A 14,283-nucleotide genomic window follows, 5' to 3' on the forward strand; every position below is an offset into this window, starting at 1 on the left:
GGATCAGGCAAAGCTTCAAAACAAGCGGCAAATCTACTCATCGCAACCTCCCGGGACGGAGAACTCATGAATCGATTTGCCTCAGTAAAACAACCCCTTATTCGACATACGCGATTCCCCTGCCCCTCGTGGGGAGGGGAGCGGAGAGGCCCTGCCACAGATCAGGCGCATCGCCGCGGGCAGTGTCCGAACCTGATCTGAATCCGATAGCCCATTGAGGCGGCAGACGAGGTATCTGACTATCCGTTTATGAGAGAGATGGTACTGTGCTGAGACGCTGCTCTCCCCCTCTGTCTGCTGACGCAGACATCTCCCTCTCAAATGGGGAGAGGGACGCAGCGGCAAAACAAAAGCCCGATCCTCTTCCTTTCGACTGATGTAAACACATCCCCCGGTGAAAGGACCGCCGCATGGAACTTGCCCTCTTCACCGCGCTGTTCGTCACGTGTTTTGCGATGTTCTTCGGCGTATTCTACCTCATGATCAAAAGCCGTCTCGACCGGGCCAAGGCTGCAAGGATCACGCAGGAGAACGGCAGTTATATCATTCCACTGGTGGCCGGGTTCTCGGGGCGCAAATATGTGCCGTGGCTGGCGCGTTCGACCAATTCGATCAATCCCAGGCTGGTGTTTCATCCTGACCACGTGGAATGCAAGGTCATCCGTACCCGCACCGAGCCCTACGGCAATATCTCCCGGGTGGACTACCGGCACAGCATCGGCACGCAGAACATCTGCATCGAGTTTGCCAACTCCTCCACCACCTTCACCGGCAACACCGCCAACAAGGCGCTGACGCGGGAGGCCATCGCCCTGCTGAAAGATCGCGGCTGCCCGCTTTCCCCGCGCGCCGAGGCGCTCTTAAGTGAGCCTCTAAATCGTCATCCCGGACGCAGCGAAGCGGAGATCCGGGACCGGTGAGCCAAGGCCTATCTATTCCAGCACCTGCGGGCAGTCAACTTGCACCTCGGCTCACCGGTCCCGGATCGCGCAGAGCGCGTCCGGGATGACGATCGAGAGACCCTGCAGTTTGCGAGAACTGAAGTTTTCTCACTTGGCCGCCCCTGCCAAAGCTGCAATATGACGGCCTGCCCTTCCGGCTTGCGGAGACAGCCATGGACCCGGTTTCAGCCATCATCGCCTTTTCGATTGCAGCCGCCCTCGTCACCCTGACACCGGGACTGGACACGGCGCTGGTGCTGCGCACGGCGACCGTGGAAGGCCCGAAACAGGCCTTTGCTGCGGGGCTTGGCATTTCCGCTGGCGTCATCACCTGGGGTTTTGCCGCCTCCGTGGGACTGGGGGCACTGCTGGCTGTTTCCGAGGCGGCCTACCGGGTGATGCAGTTTGCCGGGGCGGCCTATCTCATCTGGCTGGGCTTCAAGATGCTCCGCGCCGCCCTGCGCCCTGCCGATCCGGCGCAGCTGGAAAAGGCCGCCGCTGAAGTTGCCGCAGGCCAGAGCGCCAGCCGGGGCTGGTTCTGGCGCGGGCTGATGACCAATCTGCTGAACCCCAAGGTCGGCGTCTTCTATGTCAGCTTCCTGCCGCAGTTCATTCCGGCGGATGTGCCCGTCACCGCCTTCAGCACCGGGCTTGCCGCCATCCATGGGCTGATGGGCACGCTCTGGTTTGCCGTGATCATTCTGGCGACCCGGCCCATTGCCGGACTGCTGCGCCGCCCGTCCTTCACGCGCGGCATCGACGGGCTCACCGGCTCCGTCCTGGTCGCCTTCGGCCTCAAGCTGGCTCTTGAACGGCGCAGTTGAACGCCAAAGACGAGGAACGGGATCAGGAACACGCGGGATAGGCCGCTGGAGTTGATGCGCATCAACTACAGCGCCGGTTGCGCTGCCTATGGTGCCGGGCAACGCGACAGACGGAGCCCCTGCATGATGTCCTCAGGCCCCAATACCAGCCCAGGTACCAGCCCTGACACCCCCTCTGGCGCTGGCCAGCCCCCGTCCATTCCCGAAATGCCGCCGTTTCTGGCTCTCGGCCTGCGCCTTGCCCCCGCTGCGCCTGCGGCATTCGTGCTGACGGGCGCGGCGCGGCAGATCGTGGCGCGCCATCCCGGCCTGATGACCCGGCTCGGCGCCTACCGCCACAGCCGCTTCGCGCTGACGGCCAGCGACGTGCCGCTGACCTTCCTGATGGACCTGTCGCAGGAGCCGCTGACCATCACCCTGCATGCCACCCCGCCCGCCGCCGATGCGCGCATCACCGGAAAGCTGGCGGCGCTTGTCGGACTGGTGCATGGGGTCTGGGACGGGGATGCGCTGTTCTTCTCCCGCGATCTCACCATTGAGGGCGACACTTCGGCAGCCCTTGCCCTGCGCAATGCCATTGATGATGCGGAGCTGGATCTGGGCGCGGAAATCGCCCGCCTCACCGGCCCGCTCGCAGGAGCCGCCAACCGGGTGATTGCCCTGCTACAGTCGATGACCGGCGTGCCGCTGAGCCGCCCGGCATCCATGGAGGCTTTCCGGTGATGGAACTCGTCTGCCCTGCCGGAACGCCTGCGGCCCTGAGAGCTGCCACCGACGCCGGTGCCCATGCCATCTATTGCGGATTTGCCGATGACACCAACGCCCGCAACTTCCCCGGCCTCAACTTCTCCCGCGAGGAACTGGCGGCGGGCGTCGCCTATGCCCATGCACGCGGGGCAAAGGTGCTGGTGGCGATCAACACCTTCCCACGCGCCGGAAACGAGGACCTGTGGCACCGCGCCGTCGCCGATGCGGAACAGGCGGGAGCCGATGCTGTGATCCTGGCCGATCTCGGCCTCATCGCCTATGCGGCGGAGCGGCATCCCAGCCTGCGGCGGCATCTGTCCGTGCAGGCGGCAGCGGCAAACCCCGATGTCATCAACTTCTATGCAGAGACCTTCGATGTGAAGCGGGTGGTGCTGCCGCGCGTGCTGAGCGTCGAGGAGATCGCCGCCATCAACCGCGAGATCAGCGTCGAGACGGAGGTGTTCATCTTCGGCGGGCTCTGCGTCATGGCGGAAGGACGCTGCTCCCTGTCGTCCTACATCACCGGCCGTTCGCCCAACATGAACGGCGTCTGCTCGCCCGCAAGCCATGTGGAATATGCTGAAGAGGGCCAGGATCTGGCTGCACGGCTGGGCGGCTACACCATTCACCGCTCGGCCAAGGGGGAAGCGGCCCCCTACCCCACCCTGTGCAAAGGCTGTTTCAAGGTGGGTGCCCGCACGGGTTACGTCTTCGAAGACCCGGCAAGCCTTGATGCCTCCGAACTGCTGCCCGCGCTGGCGCGGGCCGGGGTGTCGGCGCTGAAGATCGAGGGCCGCCAGCGGTCGCGGGCCTATGTGTCGCAGGTGGTGCGCAACTTCCGCGCCGCCGTGGAGGCGCTGGAAGCAGGCCGCCCCGTGCCCGCTGGCATGCTGGCGCAGCTGACCGAGGGTCAAAGCTCCACCGCCGGGGCCTATAACAAGATCTGGAGATGACAGGATGGAGCTGACGGTTGGCCCAGTGATGGGCTTCTGGGACGCCGGAGCGTGGAGTGATTTCTATGCAAGGCTGGCCGAAACACCGGGCGTGAAGCGCGTCGTCATCGGCGAACTGGTCTGTTCCAAGCGCCTGCCCTTCTATCAGATGCGCCTACCGGAAGCAGTCGAGCGGCTGCAGGCGGGCGGCAAGGAGGTGGCGGTGACAAGCCTTGCGCTGGTCACCCTGAAGCGCGAACGCAAGCAGACCGCCGAACTGGCGGACATGGGCCTTGAAGTGGAGGTAAATGACATCACCGCCCTCGCGCATCTGCCGAAAGGCGCCGCCTTTTCGGCGGGTCCCCTGATCAACGTCTACAACGAGGGAACCGTGTCCTTCCTGAAGGCACGCGGTGCCGTGCGTTTCTGCCTGCCGCCGGAACTGCCCATGGCATCGGTGGAGCAGCTGGCTGCGGCCGCAGGCCCTGTGCCGGTGGAGGTCTGGGGCTGGGGCCGCCTGCCGCTGGCGATTTCCGGCCGCTGCTATCACGCCCGCTATCACGACCGGGCCAAGGACCAGTGCCAGTTCGTCTGCGCCGATGATCCGGACGGGCTGGCGGTGGATACGCTGGACGGGCAGGAGTTTCTGGCCATCAACGGCGTGCAGACGCTCTCGGCCCAATGCGCCAACATGGCCCACACCCTGCCGCGCCTGAAGAACGCTGGTGTGCGTGGTCTCAGGCTCTCGCCGCAGACGCAAGGCTTCTTCGAGGTGGTCAGCCTGTTCGATGATCTGGTGCAAGGGCGCATCGGCGCAGAGGAGATGAGCGCCAAAGCCCTCCCCCATGCGCCGGGCGGCGCTTTCTGCGACGGCTTTCTGGAAGGGGCCGCCGGTGTTTCATGGTCCGGCAATCCCCTGCATGCGCAGGTCTGATACCAACTCTCGATAAGCTGGACTCATCGAGAGTTGGTCAAGCCCGGCGGAGCAATTGCAGCAGGCTGAACATGACGGCGACACAGACTGTCAGCATATAGCCTTCGATCATCACCGGCAGCTCAGCAAACACATTGAGGAGCTTGGAACCGGCGAAAATGAAGACCTGCACCGCGAGCACCGGAACGGCAAGCATGGCAGGGTGGAGCGCCGGCTTGCCGTCTGCACCGGTGCCCTTGCCGTAAATGCGGCAATAGCCAAAGACGAAGGCTGCCATGAGCGGCACCAGAAGGACCACCTCAATGAGCGTCCACGCCGCAGGGTCATACTGGTGCGTCTCAGGCAGGAACACCATCACCAACGGCCCCAGATACACCAGAAGACCATTGGCGAGAACCGGCGGCCAGAGCAGCATCCTGAGGGCATCGGGCCGCCTCGAACCGGCAGACAGCAGCAAGCAGGCACCGGCCGCGAGCACGATTACCGACAGAACAAAGGCCGAGAGCAACAGATAATCCGTAAGGGGAATGCCATAGCGGAGCATTTCGAACGCCTGAGGCAGCCAGCTGAACAGGGTGGCGAAAGCAGGAATAGCTAGAAGAACCCAGATGCCGCTGTCCAGCCCTGGCAGCCTGATCATCCCTTCAAACCAGAGCAGGAGCAGCGAGACACCGGCAAAACTGGCAAGGCCTACGAACAGAGCCAAAGGCCTGTCCTGCGTGTAACCCATGGCCATGAAGGCCTGAAGAATGCCACTCCCCTGCAGCACCGTGACGGCAATCACCAGGAGGCCAATGACGGCGCCATAAAACCGCGTCGTCTCGCATCGGGCCATCAAGGACGGAGCAAGGACCCGGAGGATCTCTGCAAAGCCCAGCACAGTCACCAGCGAGATGGCGCCAAGCGCCATCAGTGACAAGTGCTCTGAGCCGTCACGGCCCGACAAAACCCCTTCGGCCATCATCTCCGGAAGGCCGGGAACGGGCGCTCGTGAGAAAAGAAGGTAAAAGACACAGGCGAGCAGCACAGGAAACAGCATCCGCCACCGCCGGGCGGAAGCCGTTCCGGAAATCAGTTCATTCATTCAACACTTTCCGGGACTTCGGCAAAACTGACATACAGGCGCACTACAATCGCTGGAAAGTGGCGAAAGTTCCACCGCTGATGGAATGATGCTGGATAACCGGCAAACCGGCCTCCTCTTCTCCTGCCTTCGCCGCCGCAAAGACCTGTCCTATGCCGATCAGCACCGGGGCGTCGCCGAAGGCTGCCATGGCGGTGCTGGTGAGGTCTGCAAGGCGGCCGGTCCAGATCTTCTCCTCCGGGCGGCTGACGGAGCCATGGGCCACCACGGGCAAGTCGGGGGAGACGCCCTCCGACAGAAGGCGCTGGCGCAGGCTGTCGGCCATGCGGCGGCCCATGTAGAACACCGTGGTGGCATCCGACGTAGCCCGGCCTGACAGGTCCAGCGTATCCGGCAGGCCGCCGTGGCGGGAATGGGCGGTCATCAGGCGCAGGCTCTGGGCATGGTCACGGTGGGTGAGCGACACTTTGAGACGCGCCGCCATGGCCGAGGCCGCCGTGATGCCCGGCACCACGGAAACGGGGATGCCTTCAGCTTCGAGGCGGGCGATTTCCTCCCCTGCCCGGCCGAAGACCATCGGATCGCCGGATTTCAGCCGCACCACCTTGCGCCCCTGCCGGGCGAGTGAAACCATCATGTCGTTGATGTCCTCCTGCGCGCAGCTCTCCCGCCCGCCGCGCTTGCCGACGAGCATGCGTTTCGCCTCGCGGCGGGCAAGCTCCAGCACTTCGGCGCTGACGAGATCGTCAAACAGGATCACATCCGCCGACTGCAGCGCCCGCATGGCGCCAAGCGTCAGATGGGCGGCATCGCCGGGGCCTGCCCCCACCAGAACCACCTCGCCGGTGGCAGGGACCTCTTCCGCCAAGTGATCGATAAGGGCGCCGAAATCCTCCTCGACTTTCGGCGCCCCGCGCGCAAAGGCGGCCTCGCTGAACTGCCGCCAGAAGCGCCGCCGCAAGGCCACGCTTTCCAGCCGTTCACTCACCGCCGCGCGAATACGGGCAGCAAGCTGCGCCCAGCGGGAGAGGCCGGGCGGCAGCAGGGTTTCGATCTTCTGGCGCACCGTCTGGCCCAGAACGGGGGCCGCGCCATCGGTGGAGATGCCGACGACCAGCGGCGAGCGGTTGACGATGCCGCCGAACTGGAACTGGCAGAAGGCCGGCCGGTCGATGACATTCACCGGCACACCCGCCGCACGGGCCGCCGCGAAGAAGGCTGCAGCATCCTCGTCATCTTCGGCATCAGCAATGGCAAGGGCAGCGCCGGTGAGATCTTCCGGCTGCCAGATCCGGCAAGCATGATGGATGCGCGGGCTCAGCGCCGGATCCGCCAGCAGCGCCGCCAGATCCTCGCAAGGGTTGTCCGTGAAGAGGTACAATTCCACCCCTGCGGCCAGCAGCAGCTCGGCTTTCCAGGCGGCAGGCTCCCCGCCCCCGGCCAGCACCGCCTTGCGGCCCGTAAGCGGCAGGAACACCGGCAGCACGGCCAGAGGCTCCATCCGGGCAGGACGCTGCGGGCGGGCGCAACGAGGCGAAAGGCCAGAGGTTTCAGGCTGAACGTGCAGCATGGTCATGCGCCTCCTCATGAGGTTTGCACTCCGCCAGCAGGCGGGCGATTTCCGGGCGGCAGGAGCCGCAGTTGCTGCCAGCGCCCAGGCAGGCACCAATGGCAGCCACCGTGCCAGAGCCCTCAGCGGCGGCGCGGCGGATTTCATTAGCCCCAATTTGGAAGCAGGTGCAGACCACCGGCCCCTTGTCCGGCACATCCGCTGCCGGGCGCCCGGCGAGCAGGCGCCAGCGGGTGGCGGGGCCATCGTCGCGCGTGCCGGGCAGGCTGCTGGCCCAGCTGCGGGAAACGGCAACCGGCGTGCGGGCGAGGAATACGGCACCCGCCAGCACCCCGTCCTGCCAGACCATGCAGCGGTAAAGCCCGTCAGAGGCCGCATGGAAGGACATCTGCTCCGGCTTGCCTACCCCGCCGATGGTGCAGCGGCGCAGGAGATCTGCCGCGATCTCTTCCGGCACGTCCTCTTCCAGCGTGGCAAACTCGATCTTCACCGCTTCGCTGGCGCCGGTATCAGCCAGCGGGGCAAGGGCCCAATAGGCGAAGGGCAGATGCTCCGGCGCGCGGGAGAGCACCGCAAAGCCGTGCCAGCAGGCCGCGACGGACGAGATGCGCACCGCATTGCGCTTGAGACCCGGCTGGCCGGAATGCGGATCGCGCTGGCGCCCGGCCAGAACATCGATGCGGGCGCGGGCGGCGAATTGCCCGGTCCAGTGCATCGGCACGAAAACCTCGCCCCGGCGCACCCGGTCCGTCACCACGGTACGGACGAGAACGCTGCCTTGAGCATTCGAAATCTCCACCAGATCCGCCGCCGCGATACCGTGCACAGCGGCATCATCGGGATGAATTTCGGCGAAGGGCTCGGCGATATGGGTCAGCAGCCGCGCTGCCCGGCCAGTTCTCGTCATGGTGTGCCACTGGTCGCGGATGCGGCCGGTGTTGAGCGTCAGCAGGCCCTCCTCTTCCGGCCCGGTTGCAGCGGGCACCACCGGCACCATCCGCGCCTTGCGGTCGGGCGTGAAGAACCCGCCTTGCGCAAAGAAGCGGCCATCTTCCGGGCCTTTCCCGTCAGCGGGCGCAGGCCAGAGGAAGGGCTCCAGCGCGTCATAATCCGGCTGGCTGATCCCCGCATGGGCGCTGATATCGAAATCACGGCTGCCGTTGTTGGCAATGCCGGACAGGGCGGCATGTTCGGCGAAGATGTCCGCCGGGCTGGTGTAGCCGAAAGCCTCACCATGCCCCATGCGCCGCGCCACGGCGGAGATGATGGCCCAGTCGGGCAGAACTTCGCCCGGCAGCGGCAGGAAGGCGCGCTGGCGGGAAATGCGCCGCTCGGAATTGGTCACCGTGCCGTCCTTCTCGCCCCAGGCGGCGGCGGGCAGCAGCACATGGGCGTGGCGGATGGTGTCCGTATCACGCAGCACATCGGAGACCACGACGAAGGGGCAGCGGCCCAAGGCCTCGCGCACCCGGTCCGCATCCGGCAGGCTGTCCACCGGGTTGGTGGCCATGATCCAGACCGCCTTGATGCGGCCCTCGTGCATGGCATCGAACAGTTCCACCGCCTTCAGGCCGGGTTTGGCCGCCAGCTTCGGTGCATTCCAGAAGCCCTGCACGATGTCCCGGTGCGCCGGATTGTCGAGATCCATATGGGCGGCGAGCATGTTGGCAAGGCCGCCCACCTCGCGCCCACCCATGGCATTGGGCTGGCCGGTGACGGAAAACGGCCCCATGCCGGGCTCGCCGATGCGGCCCGTGGCAAGATGCACGTTGAGAATAGCGTTGACCTTGTCCGTGCCGGAGACGGACTGGTTGACGCCCTGGCTGTAGACCGTCACCACCTTCTGCGTGCGGGCGAAAAGCTCGAAGAAGGCACCGGTTTCAGCCGGAGAAAGCCCCGTTGCCGCAGCCACGGCGCTCACCGGCCACTGGCGGGCAATGGCCAGCGCTTCCTCAAGCCCGTTCACATGCTGGCGCACATAAGCCCGGTCGATGCGCCCGCCCTCGTCAAGATAGGCCAGCAGCCCTGCAAACAGCGCCGTGTCCCCATCCGGGCGGATGGAGAGATGCAGATCCGCCAGTTCGCTGGTGGCCGTGCGGCGCGGATCGATGGTGACAACCCGCAGGGACGGTCGCGCCGCCTTGGCTGCCTCCAGCCGCTGAAACAGCACCGGATGGCACCAGGCAAGATTGGAGCCCACCAGCACCACAAGGTCTGCCTCTTCCAGATCCTCATAGCTGCCCGGCACCGTATCAGACCCGAAGGCCCGCCGGTGGCCAGCCACGGAAGAGGCCATGCACAGGCGGGAGTTGGTGTCGATGTTGGCCGAACCGATGAAGCCCTTCATCAGCTTGTTGGCGGCGTAATAGTCCTCTGTCAGCAGCTGGCCGGAGCCGTAGATGGCCACGCTGTCCGGCCCATGCTCGCGGATGGCCTCGTTGAACCGGCGGGCGACGAGATCGAGCGCCATGTCCCAGGAGGCCCGGCGGCCGCCGATTTCCGGATGGAGCAGGCGGCCCTCCAGCGCCAGCGTGTCCGCCAGCGCCGAGCCCTTGGAACAGAGCCGTCCGAAGTTGGAGGGATGCTCCGGATCGCCCTTCACGGTGACGGAGCCATCGTCATGCCGGGTGGCCAGCACGCCGCAGCCGACACCGCAATAGGGGCAGGCGGTGCGGGTGGTTTCAGCCATCCAGCTTCTCCCCTTGCGCGGTCCGGCCATGCAGGGTCAGCGCGGCGCGGGTGAGGAACACTCTCCCGCCTTCGACACGGGCAGGCGTCGTCGCCACAGCCCCCTCATCCGCCCCTTGAGCCAGACCCGTTGCAAGGTCAAACACCCAGTTGTGCAGCGGACAGGTGACATGCCGCCCATGGACGATGCCCTCGCTCAATGGGCCGCCCTTGTGGGGGCAGCGGTCGTCCAGCGCATAGACTTCATCCGCCTCGGTGCGGAACAGGGCGATACAGCCCGCGGGTGTCTTGACGACACGGGCGCCCGAGCGGGGAATGTCGGACAGGCTGCCGATCTCGATCCAGTCTGGTGTCATCGCGTTCATTCCGCCGCCTCCAGTCCCAGCACGGCCATGGGCCGGAATTCATGCTTGTCCTTGCCCGAGACACGCTCGGACCAGGGGTCGGTCTGCGCGAATTTCTGCGAATAGACGAAGCGCTCGAAATAGGCGCGGCGGCGGTCGCCATCTTCCATGATCTGGCGGCGCACCTCGTCGTGGCCGATGCGCTTGGCCCACTTGTAGATGCGCTCCAGATAATGGCCCTGCTCGCGGTACATCTGGATCAGCGCCGTGATGTGCTCCAGCGCCTCATCCTCGGTATGGACAAGGCCCAGAACATCCGTGCCCTTGATGTCGAGCCCGGCAGCCCCTGCGAAATGGATCTCGTAGCCGCTGTCGACGCAGATGACGCCCACGTCCTTGCAGGTGGCCTCGGCGCAGTTGCGCGGGCAGCCGGAGACGGCCAGCTTCACCTTGGCCGGCGTCCAGGAGCCCCAGAGGAACTTCTCCAGCCGCACACCCAGACCGGTGGAATCCTGCGTGCCGAAGCGGCACCAGTCCGAGCCGACACAGGTCTTCACCGTGCGCAGCCCCTTGGCATAGGCGTGGCCGGAGACGAAGCCGGCCTTGCCGAGATCCTCCCAGACGGCGGGCAAGTCTTCCTTCTTCACCCCCAGCATGTCGATGCGCTGGCCGCCGGTGACCTTGACGGCGGGAATGGCGAATTTGTCCACCACATCGGCGATGGCTCTCAGTTCCGAGGCCGAGGTCATGCCGCCCCACATGCGTGGCACCACGGAATAGGTACCGTCCTTCTGGATGTTGGCGTGGACGCGCTCGTTGATGAAGCGCGACTGGCTGTCATCCTCATATTCGCCCGGCCAATCGGCCATCAGATAGTAATTGAGCGCAGGCCGGCACTTGGCGCAGCCGCCGGAGGTGGACCAGTTCAGCTCCTGCATCACCGCCGGAATGGATTTCAGCTTCTTCGCCTTGATCAGGCGGCGCACCTCGTCGTGGCTATGCGTGGTGCAGCCGCACATGGGCTTCACCGCCTGCGCCTGGAACTTGTCGCCAAGCGTCAACTGCATCACCTTTTCCACCAGCCCCGTGCAATTGCCGCAGGAGGCGGATGCCTTGGTGTGGGCGCGGACCTCCTCAAGGCTGGTCAGGCCCTTGGCCGTGATGGCCGAGACGATGGTTCCCTTGCATACGCCGTTGCAGCCGCAGATTTCCGCATCATCCGCCAACGCCGCAACGGCCGCCGTAGGGTCCAGTGCGCCCCCTCCCTGGAAGGCCTGCCCGAAGATCAGCGTCTCGCGCAGATCCGAAATATCCGTGCCCTTCTTCTTCAGATCCGCAAACCATGCGGCATCGCCGGTCTCGCCGAAGAGAACCGAACCGATGATGCGGTTGTCCTTGAGGATCAGCCGCTTGTAGACGCCCGCGCTGGCATCGCGCAGGACGATTTCCTCGCGGTCCTCGCTTTCGGCAAAGTCGCCCAGCGAGAACAGGTCAATGCCCGTCACCTTCAGCTTGGTGGGCGTGTCCTGATGGACGAAGCCTTTGACATCAGCGCCCGTTACCGGCTTTGCCAGCTCGCCCGCCAGCACCCGCGCCATCTCATAAAGCGGCGCGACGAGGCCATAGACCTGCCCGCCCACTTCGGCGCATTCGCCGAGGGAGAAGATATCCGGATCGCTGGTGCGCATGTGGTCATCGACGAGGATGCCCCGGTTCACCTCAAGACCTGCCTCGCGGGCAAGGCCTGCGTTGGGGCGGATGCCCGCCGCCATGACGACGAGCGTCGCGGGAACCTCCGTGCCATCCTGAAGCGCCACCGCACGGACCTTGCCGGTGTCATCGGCCAGCAGCGCCTGCGTGTTGGCGCGGGTCATCACCTTGATGCCGCGCCCTTCCAGCGAGCACTGCAGCAGATAGCCTGCCGCCGGATCAAGCTGACGCTCCATCAGCGTCGGCATCACGTGCAGCACGGTGACATCCATGCCGCGCGCCTTCAGCCCGGCAGCCGCTTCCAGCCCCAGCAGACCGCCGCCGATGACCACCGCCGTCTCGCGGGCCTGCGCGGCCAGCAGCATGGCGTCCACGTCATCCAGATCGCGGTAGGTGATGACGCCTCTCAGGTCCTTGCCCGGCACGGGCAAGATGAAGGGCACCGAGCCGGTGGCGATCACCAGCTTGTCGTAGGCTGCAATCTCGCCCTGATCGGAGGTGACCGTCTTTGCCTCACGGTCGATGGTGGTGATGCGATGGCCTTTGTAGAGGGTGATGCCGTTGCGGATATACCAGCCATCGCCGTGGATGATGATGTCCTCGAAGGCCTTTTCGCCCGAAAGAACCGGCGACAGCATGATGCGGTCGTAGTTCACGCGCGGTTCGGCATTGAAGATGGTGATGTCGTAAAGGTCCGGCGCCTGCTCCAGCAGATGCTCCAGCATCCGCCCCGGAGCCATGCCATTGCCGGCGATAACGAGTTTCTGGCGCATGGGTGTCACTCCGCCGCTTCCACGAAGCGGTGACGCTCGTAGAGGAATTTCAGGACAGCCTCGCGGCACTTCAGATAGGTGCGGTCGGAGGCCAGTTCGATGCGGTTGCGCGGGCGCGCGATCGGCACCTCCAGCACCTCGCCGATGCAGGCGGCCGGGCCGTTGGTCATCATCACGATGCGGTCCGACAGGAGCACGGCCTCGTCCACGTCATGGGTGATCATGATCATGGTGTTGCCGAGCCTTGCGTGGATCTCCATCACCGCATCCTGCAGATGGGCGCGGGTCAGCGCATCCAGCGCGCCGAAGGGCTCGTCCAGCAGCAGCACCTTGGGCTCCATGGACAGCGCCCGGGCGATGCCGACGCGCTGCTTCATGCCGCCGGAAATTTCCGCCGGGCGCTTGCTGCCGGCATGGGCCATCTGCACCAGATCGAGATTGTGCATCACCCAGTCGTGCCGCTCGGCCTTGCTCTTGCGGCCGCGGAACACCTTGGAGACAGCCAGATCGACATTCTCGTAGACGGTCAGCCAGGGCAGCAGGCTGTGGTTCTGGAAGACAACCGCCCGCTCCGGGCCAGGGGCATCCACCACCTGCCCTTCCAGAAACACGACGCCCGTCGTCGCCGGGGTCAGCCCCGCGATGATGTTGAGCACCGTGGACTTGCCGCAGCCGGAGTGTCCGATGATGGAGATGAACTCGCCCTTGTCCGCATTGAGGGAAACCTCACGCAGCACTTCAGATTTGAGGCCCGCCCGCTCGTAGGTCTTGGAGACGAGCTGCAGGGAAAGATAGGACTGTGCCATGCCGGTTCTCCTGTTCAGGCGTTCGCAGTGCCGCGGGTGACGAGGCGGCCAGCAAAGGCGATGAGACGGTCAAGGAAGAAGCCGACGACCCCGACATAGACGAGGGCGACGATGATGTCGCTGATCAGCGACGAGTTCCACGCATCCCAGATGAAGAAGCCGATGCCAACGCCGCCGATGAGCATCTCAGCCGCCACGATGGCGAGCCAGGACAGGCCGATGCCGATGCGCAGGCCCGTGAAAATGTAGGGCGCGGCAGCCGGCAGCATGATCTTGGCGAAATACTCGAAGCCGTTCAGCCGCAGCACCCTGGCAACATTCTGATAGTCCTGCGGAATGTTGCGGATGCCGACCGCCGTGTTGATGATGATCGGCCAGACGGCAGTGATGAAGATGACGAAGATGGCCGACGGGCTGCCATCCTGAAAGGCGGCCAGCGACAGGGGCAGCCAGGCCAGCGGCGGCACGGTGCGCAGCACCTGGAAGATCGGATCGAGCCCGCGCATCGCCCACTGGCTGGAGCCGACGAGCACCCCAAGGCCGATACCCACCACCACGGAGAGGGCATAACCGACAGCCACTCGCTGCAGGCTGGCAAGGATCTGCCAGAACATGCCCTGATCGATGCCCTGCCCTTCATAGAACGGATGGACGATGATATCCCAGCTCTCCGACAGCACCTTGGAAGGAGCAGGCAGGCTGGAAGTGGGCGAGGAGCACAGCATCTGCCAGATGGCCAGAAGCACGGCGAGAGTGATCACGGGCGGCAGCAGCGTTTCAGACGCACTGCGGGCAAGCGCCTGAGCGCGGGTGAAATGGCTGCTTGTCTTCATGGGGCGGGTAAAGGCGATGACGCTGGCCGTGGCCTTGCGTATCGCGGCGTCCTTCATCTTCAGCTGGGTCTGGGGCATCGGGTTCTCCCTCGGGTCT

12 protein-coding genes are annotated in these 14,283 nt (G+C 65.1%); 5 read left to right on the top strand and 7 right to left on the bottom strand.

Going from position 1 to position 14,283, the window contains the following annotated elements; translation table 11 throughout:
• The first annotated feature begins 410 nt into the window (after positions 1-410).
• The 5 genes from IF10I1_RS09720 to IF10I1_RS09740 all read left to right on the top strand — a co-directional run bounded on the left by IF10I1_RS09720 (position 411) and on the right by IF10I1_RS09740 (position 4,378).
• Positions 411-920: a hypothetical protein gene (locus IF10I1_RS09720; RefSeq protein ID WP_208977253.1), complete on the top strand. Its 510-nt coding sequence runs from the start codon at positions 411-413 to the stop codon at positions 918-920.
• Positions 921-1,114: 194 nt separating this feature from the next.
• The gene (locus IF10I1_RS09725) at positions 1,115-1,765 is read left to right on the top strand and encodes a LysE family translocator (protein ID WP_186392609.1); all 651 of its coding nucleotides are present in this window, start codon (positions 1,115-1,117) and stop codon (positions 1,763-1,765) included.
• 123 nt (positions 1,766-1,888) lie between these two features.
• Positions 1,889-2,488, top strand: a complete 600-nt coding sequence (locus IF10I1_RS09730; RefSeq protein ID WP_208977254.1) for an SCP2 domain-containing protein — start codon at positions 1,889-1,891, stop codon at positions 2,486-2,488.
• Complete coding sequence (locus IF10I1_RS09735) at positions 2,488-3,465, top strand: peptidase U32 family protein (RefSeq protein ID WP_186392610.1); 978 nt, start codon at positions 2,488-2,490, stop codon at positions 3,463-3,465. The genes IF10I1_RS09730 and IF10I1_RS09735 overlap by 1 nt, the downstream gene beginning before the upstream one ends.
• A gap of 4 nt (positions 3,466-3,469) precedes the next feature.
• Entirely contained in the window at positions 3,470-4,378 is a 909-nt protein-coding gene (locus IF10I1_RS09740; RefSeq protein ID WP_186392611.1) for a U32 family peptidase, read from the top strand.
• A 37-nt stretch (positions 4,379-4,415) separates the two neighbouring features.
• On the opposite strand, the gene IF10I1_RS09745 is transcribed toward IF10I1_RS09740, so the two are convergent.
• Genes IF10I1_RS09745 through ntrB form a run of 7 tightly spaced genes read right to left on the bottom strand, consistent with a single transcriptional unit; the run spans position 4,416 to position 14,264 of the window.
• Positions 4,416-5,462, bottom strand: coding sequence for a hypothetical protein (locus IF10I1_RS09745; protein WP_186392612.1), 1,047 nt, complete (start codon positions 5,460-5,462; stop codon positions 4,416-4,418).
• A gap of 43 nt (positions 5,463-5,505) precedes the next feature.
• Positions 5,506-7,038, bottom strand: a complete 1,533-nt coding sequence (cysG, locus tag IF10I1_RS09750; RefSeq protein WP_244293709.1) for a siroheme synthase CysG — start codon at positions 7,036-7,038, stop codon at positions 5,506-5,508.
• Positions 7,013-9,721 carry a nitrate reductase gene (locus tag IF10I1_RS09755; protein ID WP_186424467.1) on the bottom strand — a complete coding sequence of 903 codons (2,709 nt, stop codon included), beginning with the start codon at positions 9,719-9,721 and terminating at the stop codon, positions 7,013-7,015. Before IF10I1_RS09755 ends, cysG begins: the two co-directional genes overlap by 26 nt.
• Positions 9,714-10,076 (bottom strand): nitrite reductase small subunit NirD, encoded by a 363-nt coding sequence (gene nirD, locus IF10I1_RS09760; protein WP_050473144.1) that lies wholly within the window; start codon positions 10,074-10,076, stop codon positions 9,714-9,716. The genes IF10I1_RS09755 and nirD overlap by 8 nt, the downstream gene beginning before the upstream one ends.
• 5 nt (positions 10,077-10,081) lie before the next feature.
• Positions 10,082-12,547, bottom strand: coding sequence for a nitrite reductase large subunit NirB (nirB, locus tag IF10I1_RS09765; protein WP_186424468.1), 2,466 nt, complete (start codon positions 12,545-12,547; stop codon positions 10,082-10,084).
• 5 nt (positions 12,548-12,552) lie between these two features.
• A complete protein-coding gene (locus IF10I1_RS09770; RefSeq protein ID WP_055454259.1) occupies positions 12,553-13,353 on the bottom strand; it encodes an ABC transporter ATP-binding protein in 801 nt (266 codons plus the stop codon).
• A gap of 14 nt (positions 13,354-13,367) precedes the next feature.
• On the bottom strand, positions 13,368-14,264 hold the full coding sequence (ntrB, locus tag IF10I1_RS09775) for a nitrate ABC transporter permease (RefSeq protein WP_186424469.1): 897 nt from the start codon (positions 14,262-14,264) through the stop codon (positions 13,368-13,370).
• Positions 14,265-14,283: the final 19 nt, after the last annotated feature.

It is taken from the genome of Pannonibacter sp. I15F10I1 (assembly GCF_900185665.1).
GTDB classification, from domain to species: Bacteria; Pseudomonadota; Alphaproteobacteria; order Rhizobiales; family Stappiaceae; genus Pannonibacter; species Pannonibacter indicus.

Bases quoted from the DNA above. Each gene is read 5' to 3' on its own strand.
- IF10I1_RS09755 (WP_186424467.1), bottom strand. From the start codon at position 9,721: ATGGCTGAAACCACCCGCACCGCCTGCCCCTATTGCGGTGTCGGCTGC.
- IF10I1_RS09735 (WP_186392610.1), top strand. From the start codon at position 2,488: ATGGAACTCGTCTGCCCTGCCGGAACGCCTGCGGCCCTGAGAGCTGCC.
- IF10I1_RS09720 (WP_208977253.1), top strand. From the start codon at position 411: ATGGAACTTGCCCTCTTCACCGCGCTGTTCGTCACGTGTTTTGCGATG.
- IF10I1_RS09770 (WP_055454259.1), bottom strand. From the start codon at position 13,353: ATGGCACAGTCCTATCTTTCCCTGCAGCTCGTCTCCAAGACCTACGAG.
- cysG (WP_244293709.1), bottom strand. From the start codon at position 7,038: ATGACCATGCTGCACGTTCAGCCTGAAACCTCTGGCCTTTCGCCTCGT.
- nirD (WP_050473144.1), bottom strand. From the start codon at position 10,076: ATGACACCAGACTGGATCGAGATCGGCAGCCTGTCCGACATTCCCCGC.
- nirB (WP_186424468.1), bottom strand. From the start codon at position 12,547: ATGCGCCAGAAACTCGTTATCGCCGGCAATGGCATGGCTCCGGGGCGG.
- ntrB (WP_186424469.1), bottom strand. From the start codon at position 14,264: ATGCCCCAGACCCAGCTGAAGATGAAGGACGCCGCGATACGCAAGGCC.
- IF10I1_RS09740 (WP_186392611.1), top strand. From the start codon at position 3,470: ATGGAGCTGACGGTTGGCCCAGTGATGGGCTTCTGGGACGCCGGAGCG.
- IF10I1_RS09745 (WP_186392612.1), bottom strand. From the start codon at position 5,462: ATGAATGAACTGATTTCCGGAACGGCTTCCGCCCGGCGGTGGCGGATG.
- IF10I1_RS09730 (WP_208977254.1), top strand. From the start codon at position 1,889: ATGATGTCCTCAGGCCCCAATACCAGCCCAGGTACCAGCCCTGACACC.
- IF10I1_RS09725 (WP_186392609.1), top strand. From the start codon at position 1,115: ATGGACCCGGTTTCAGCCATCATCGCCTTTTCGATTGCAGCCGCCCTC.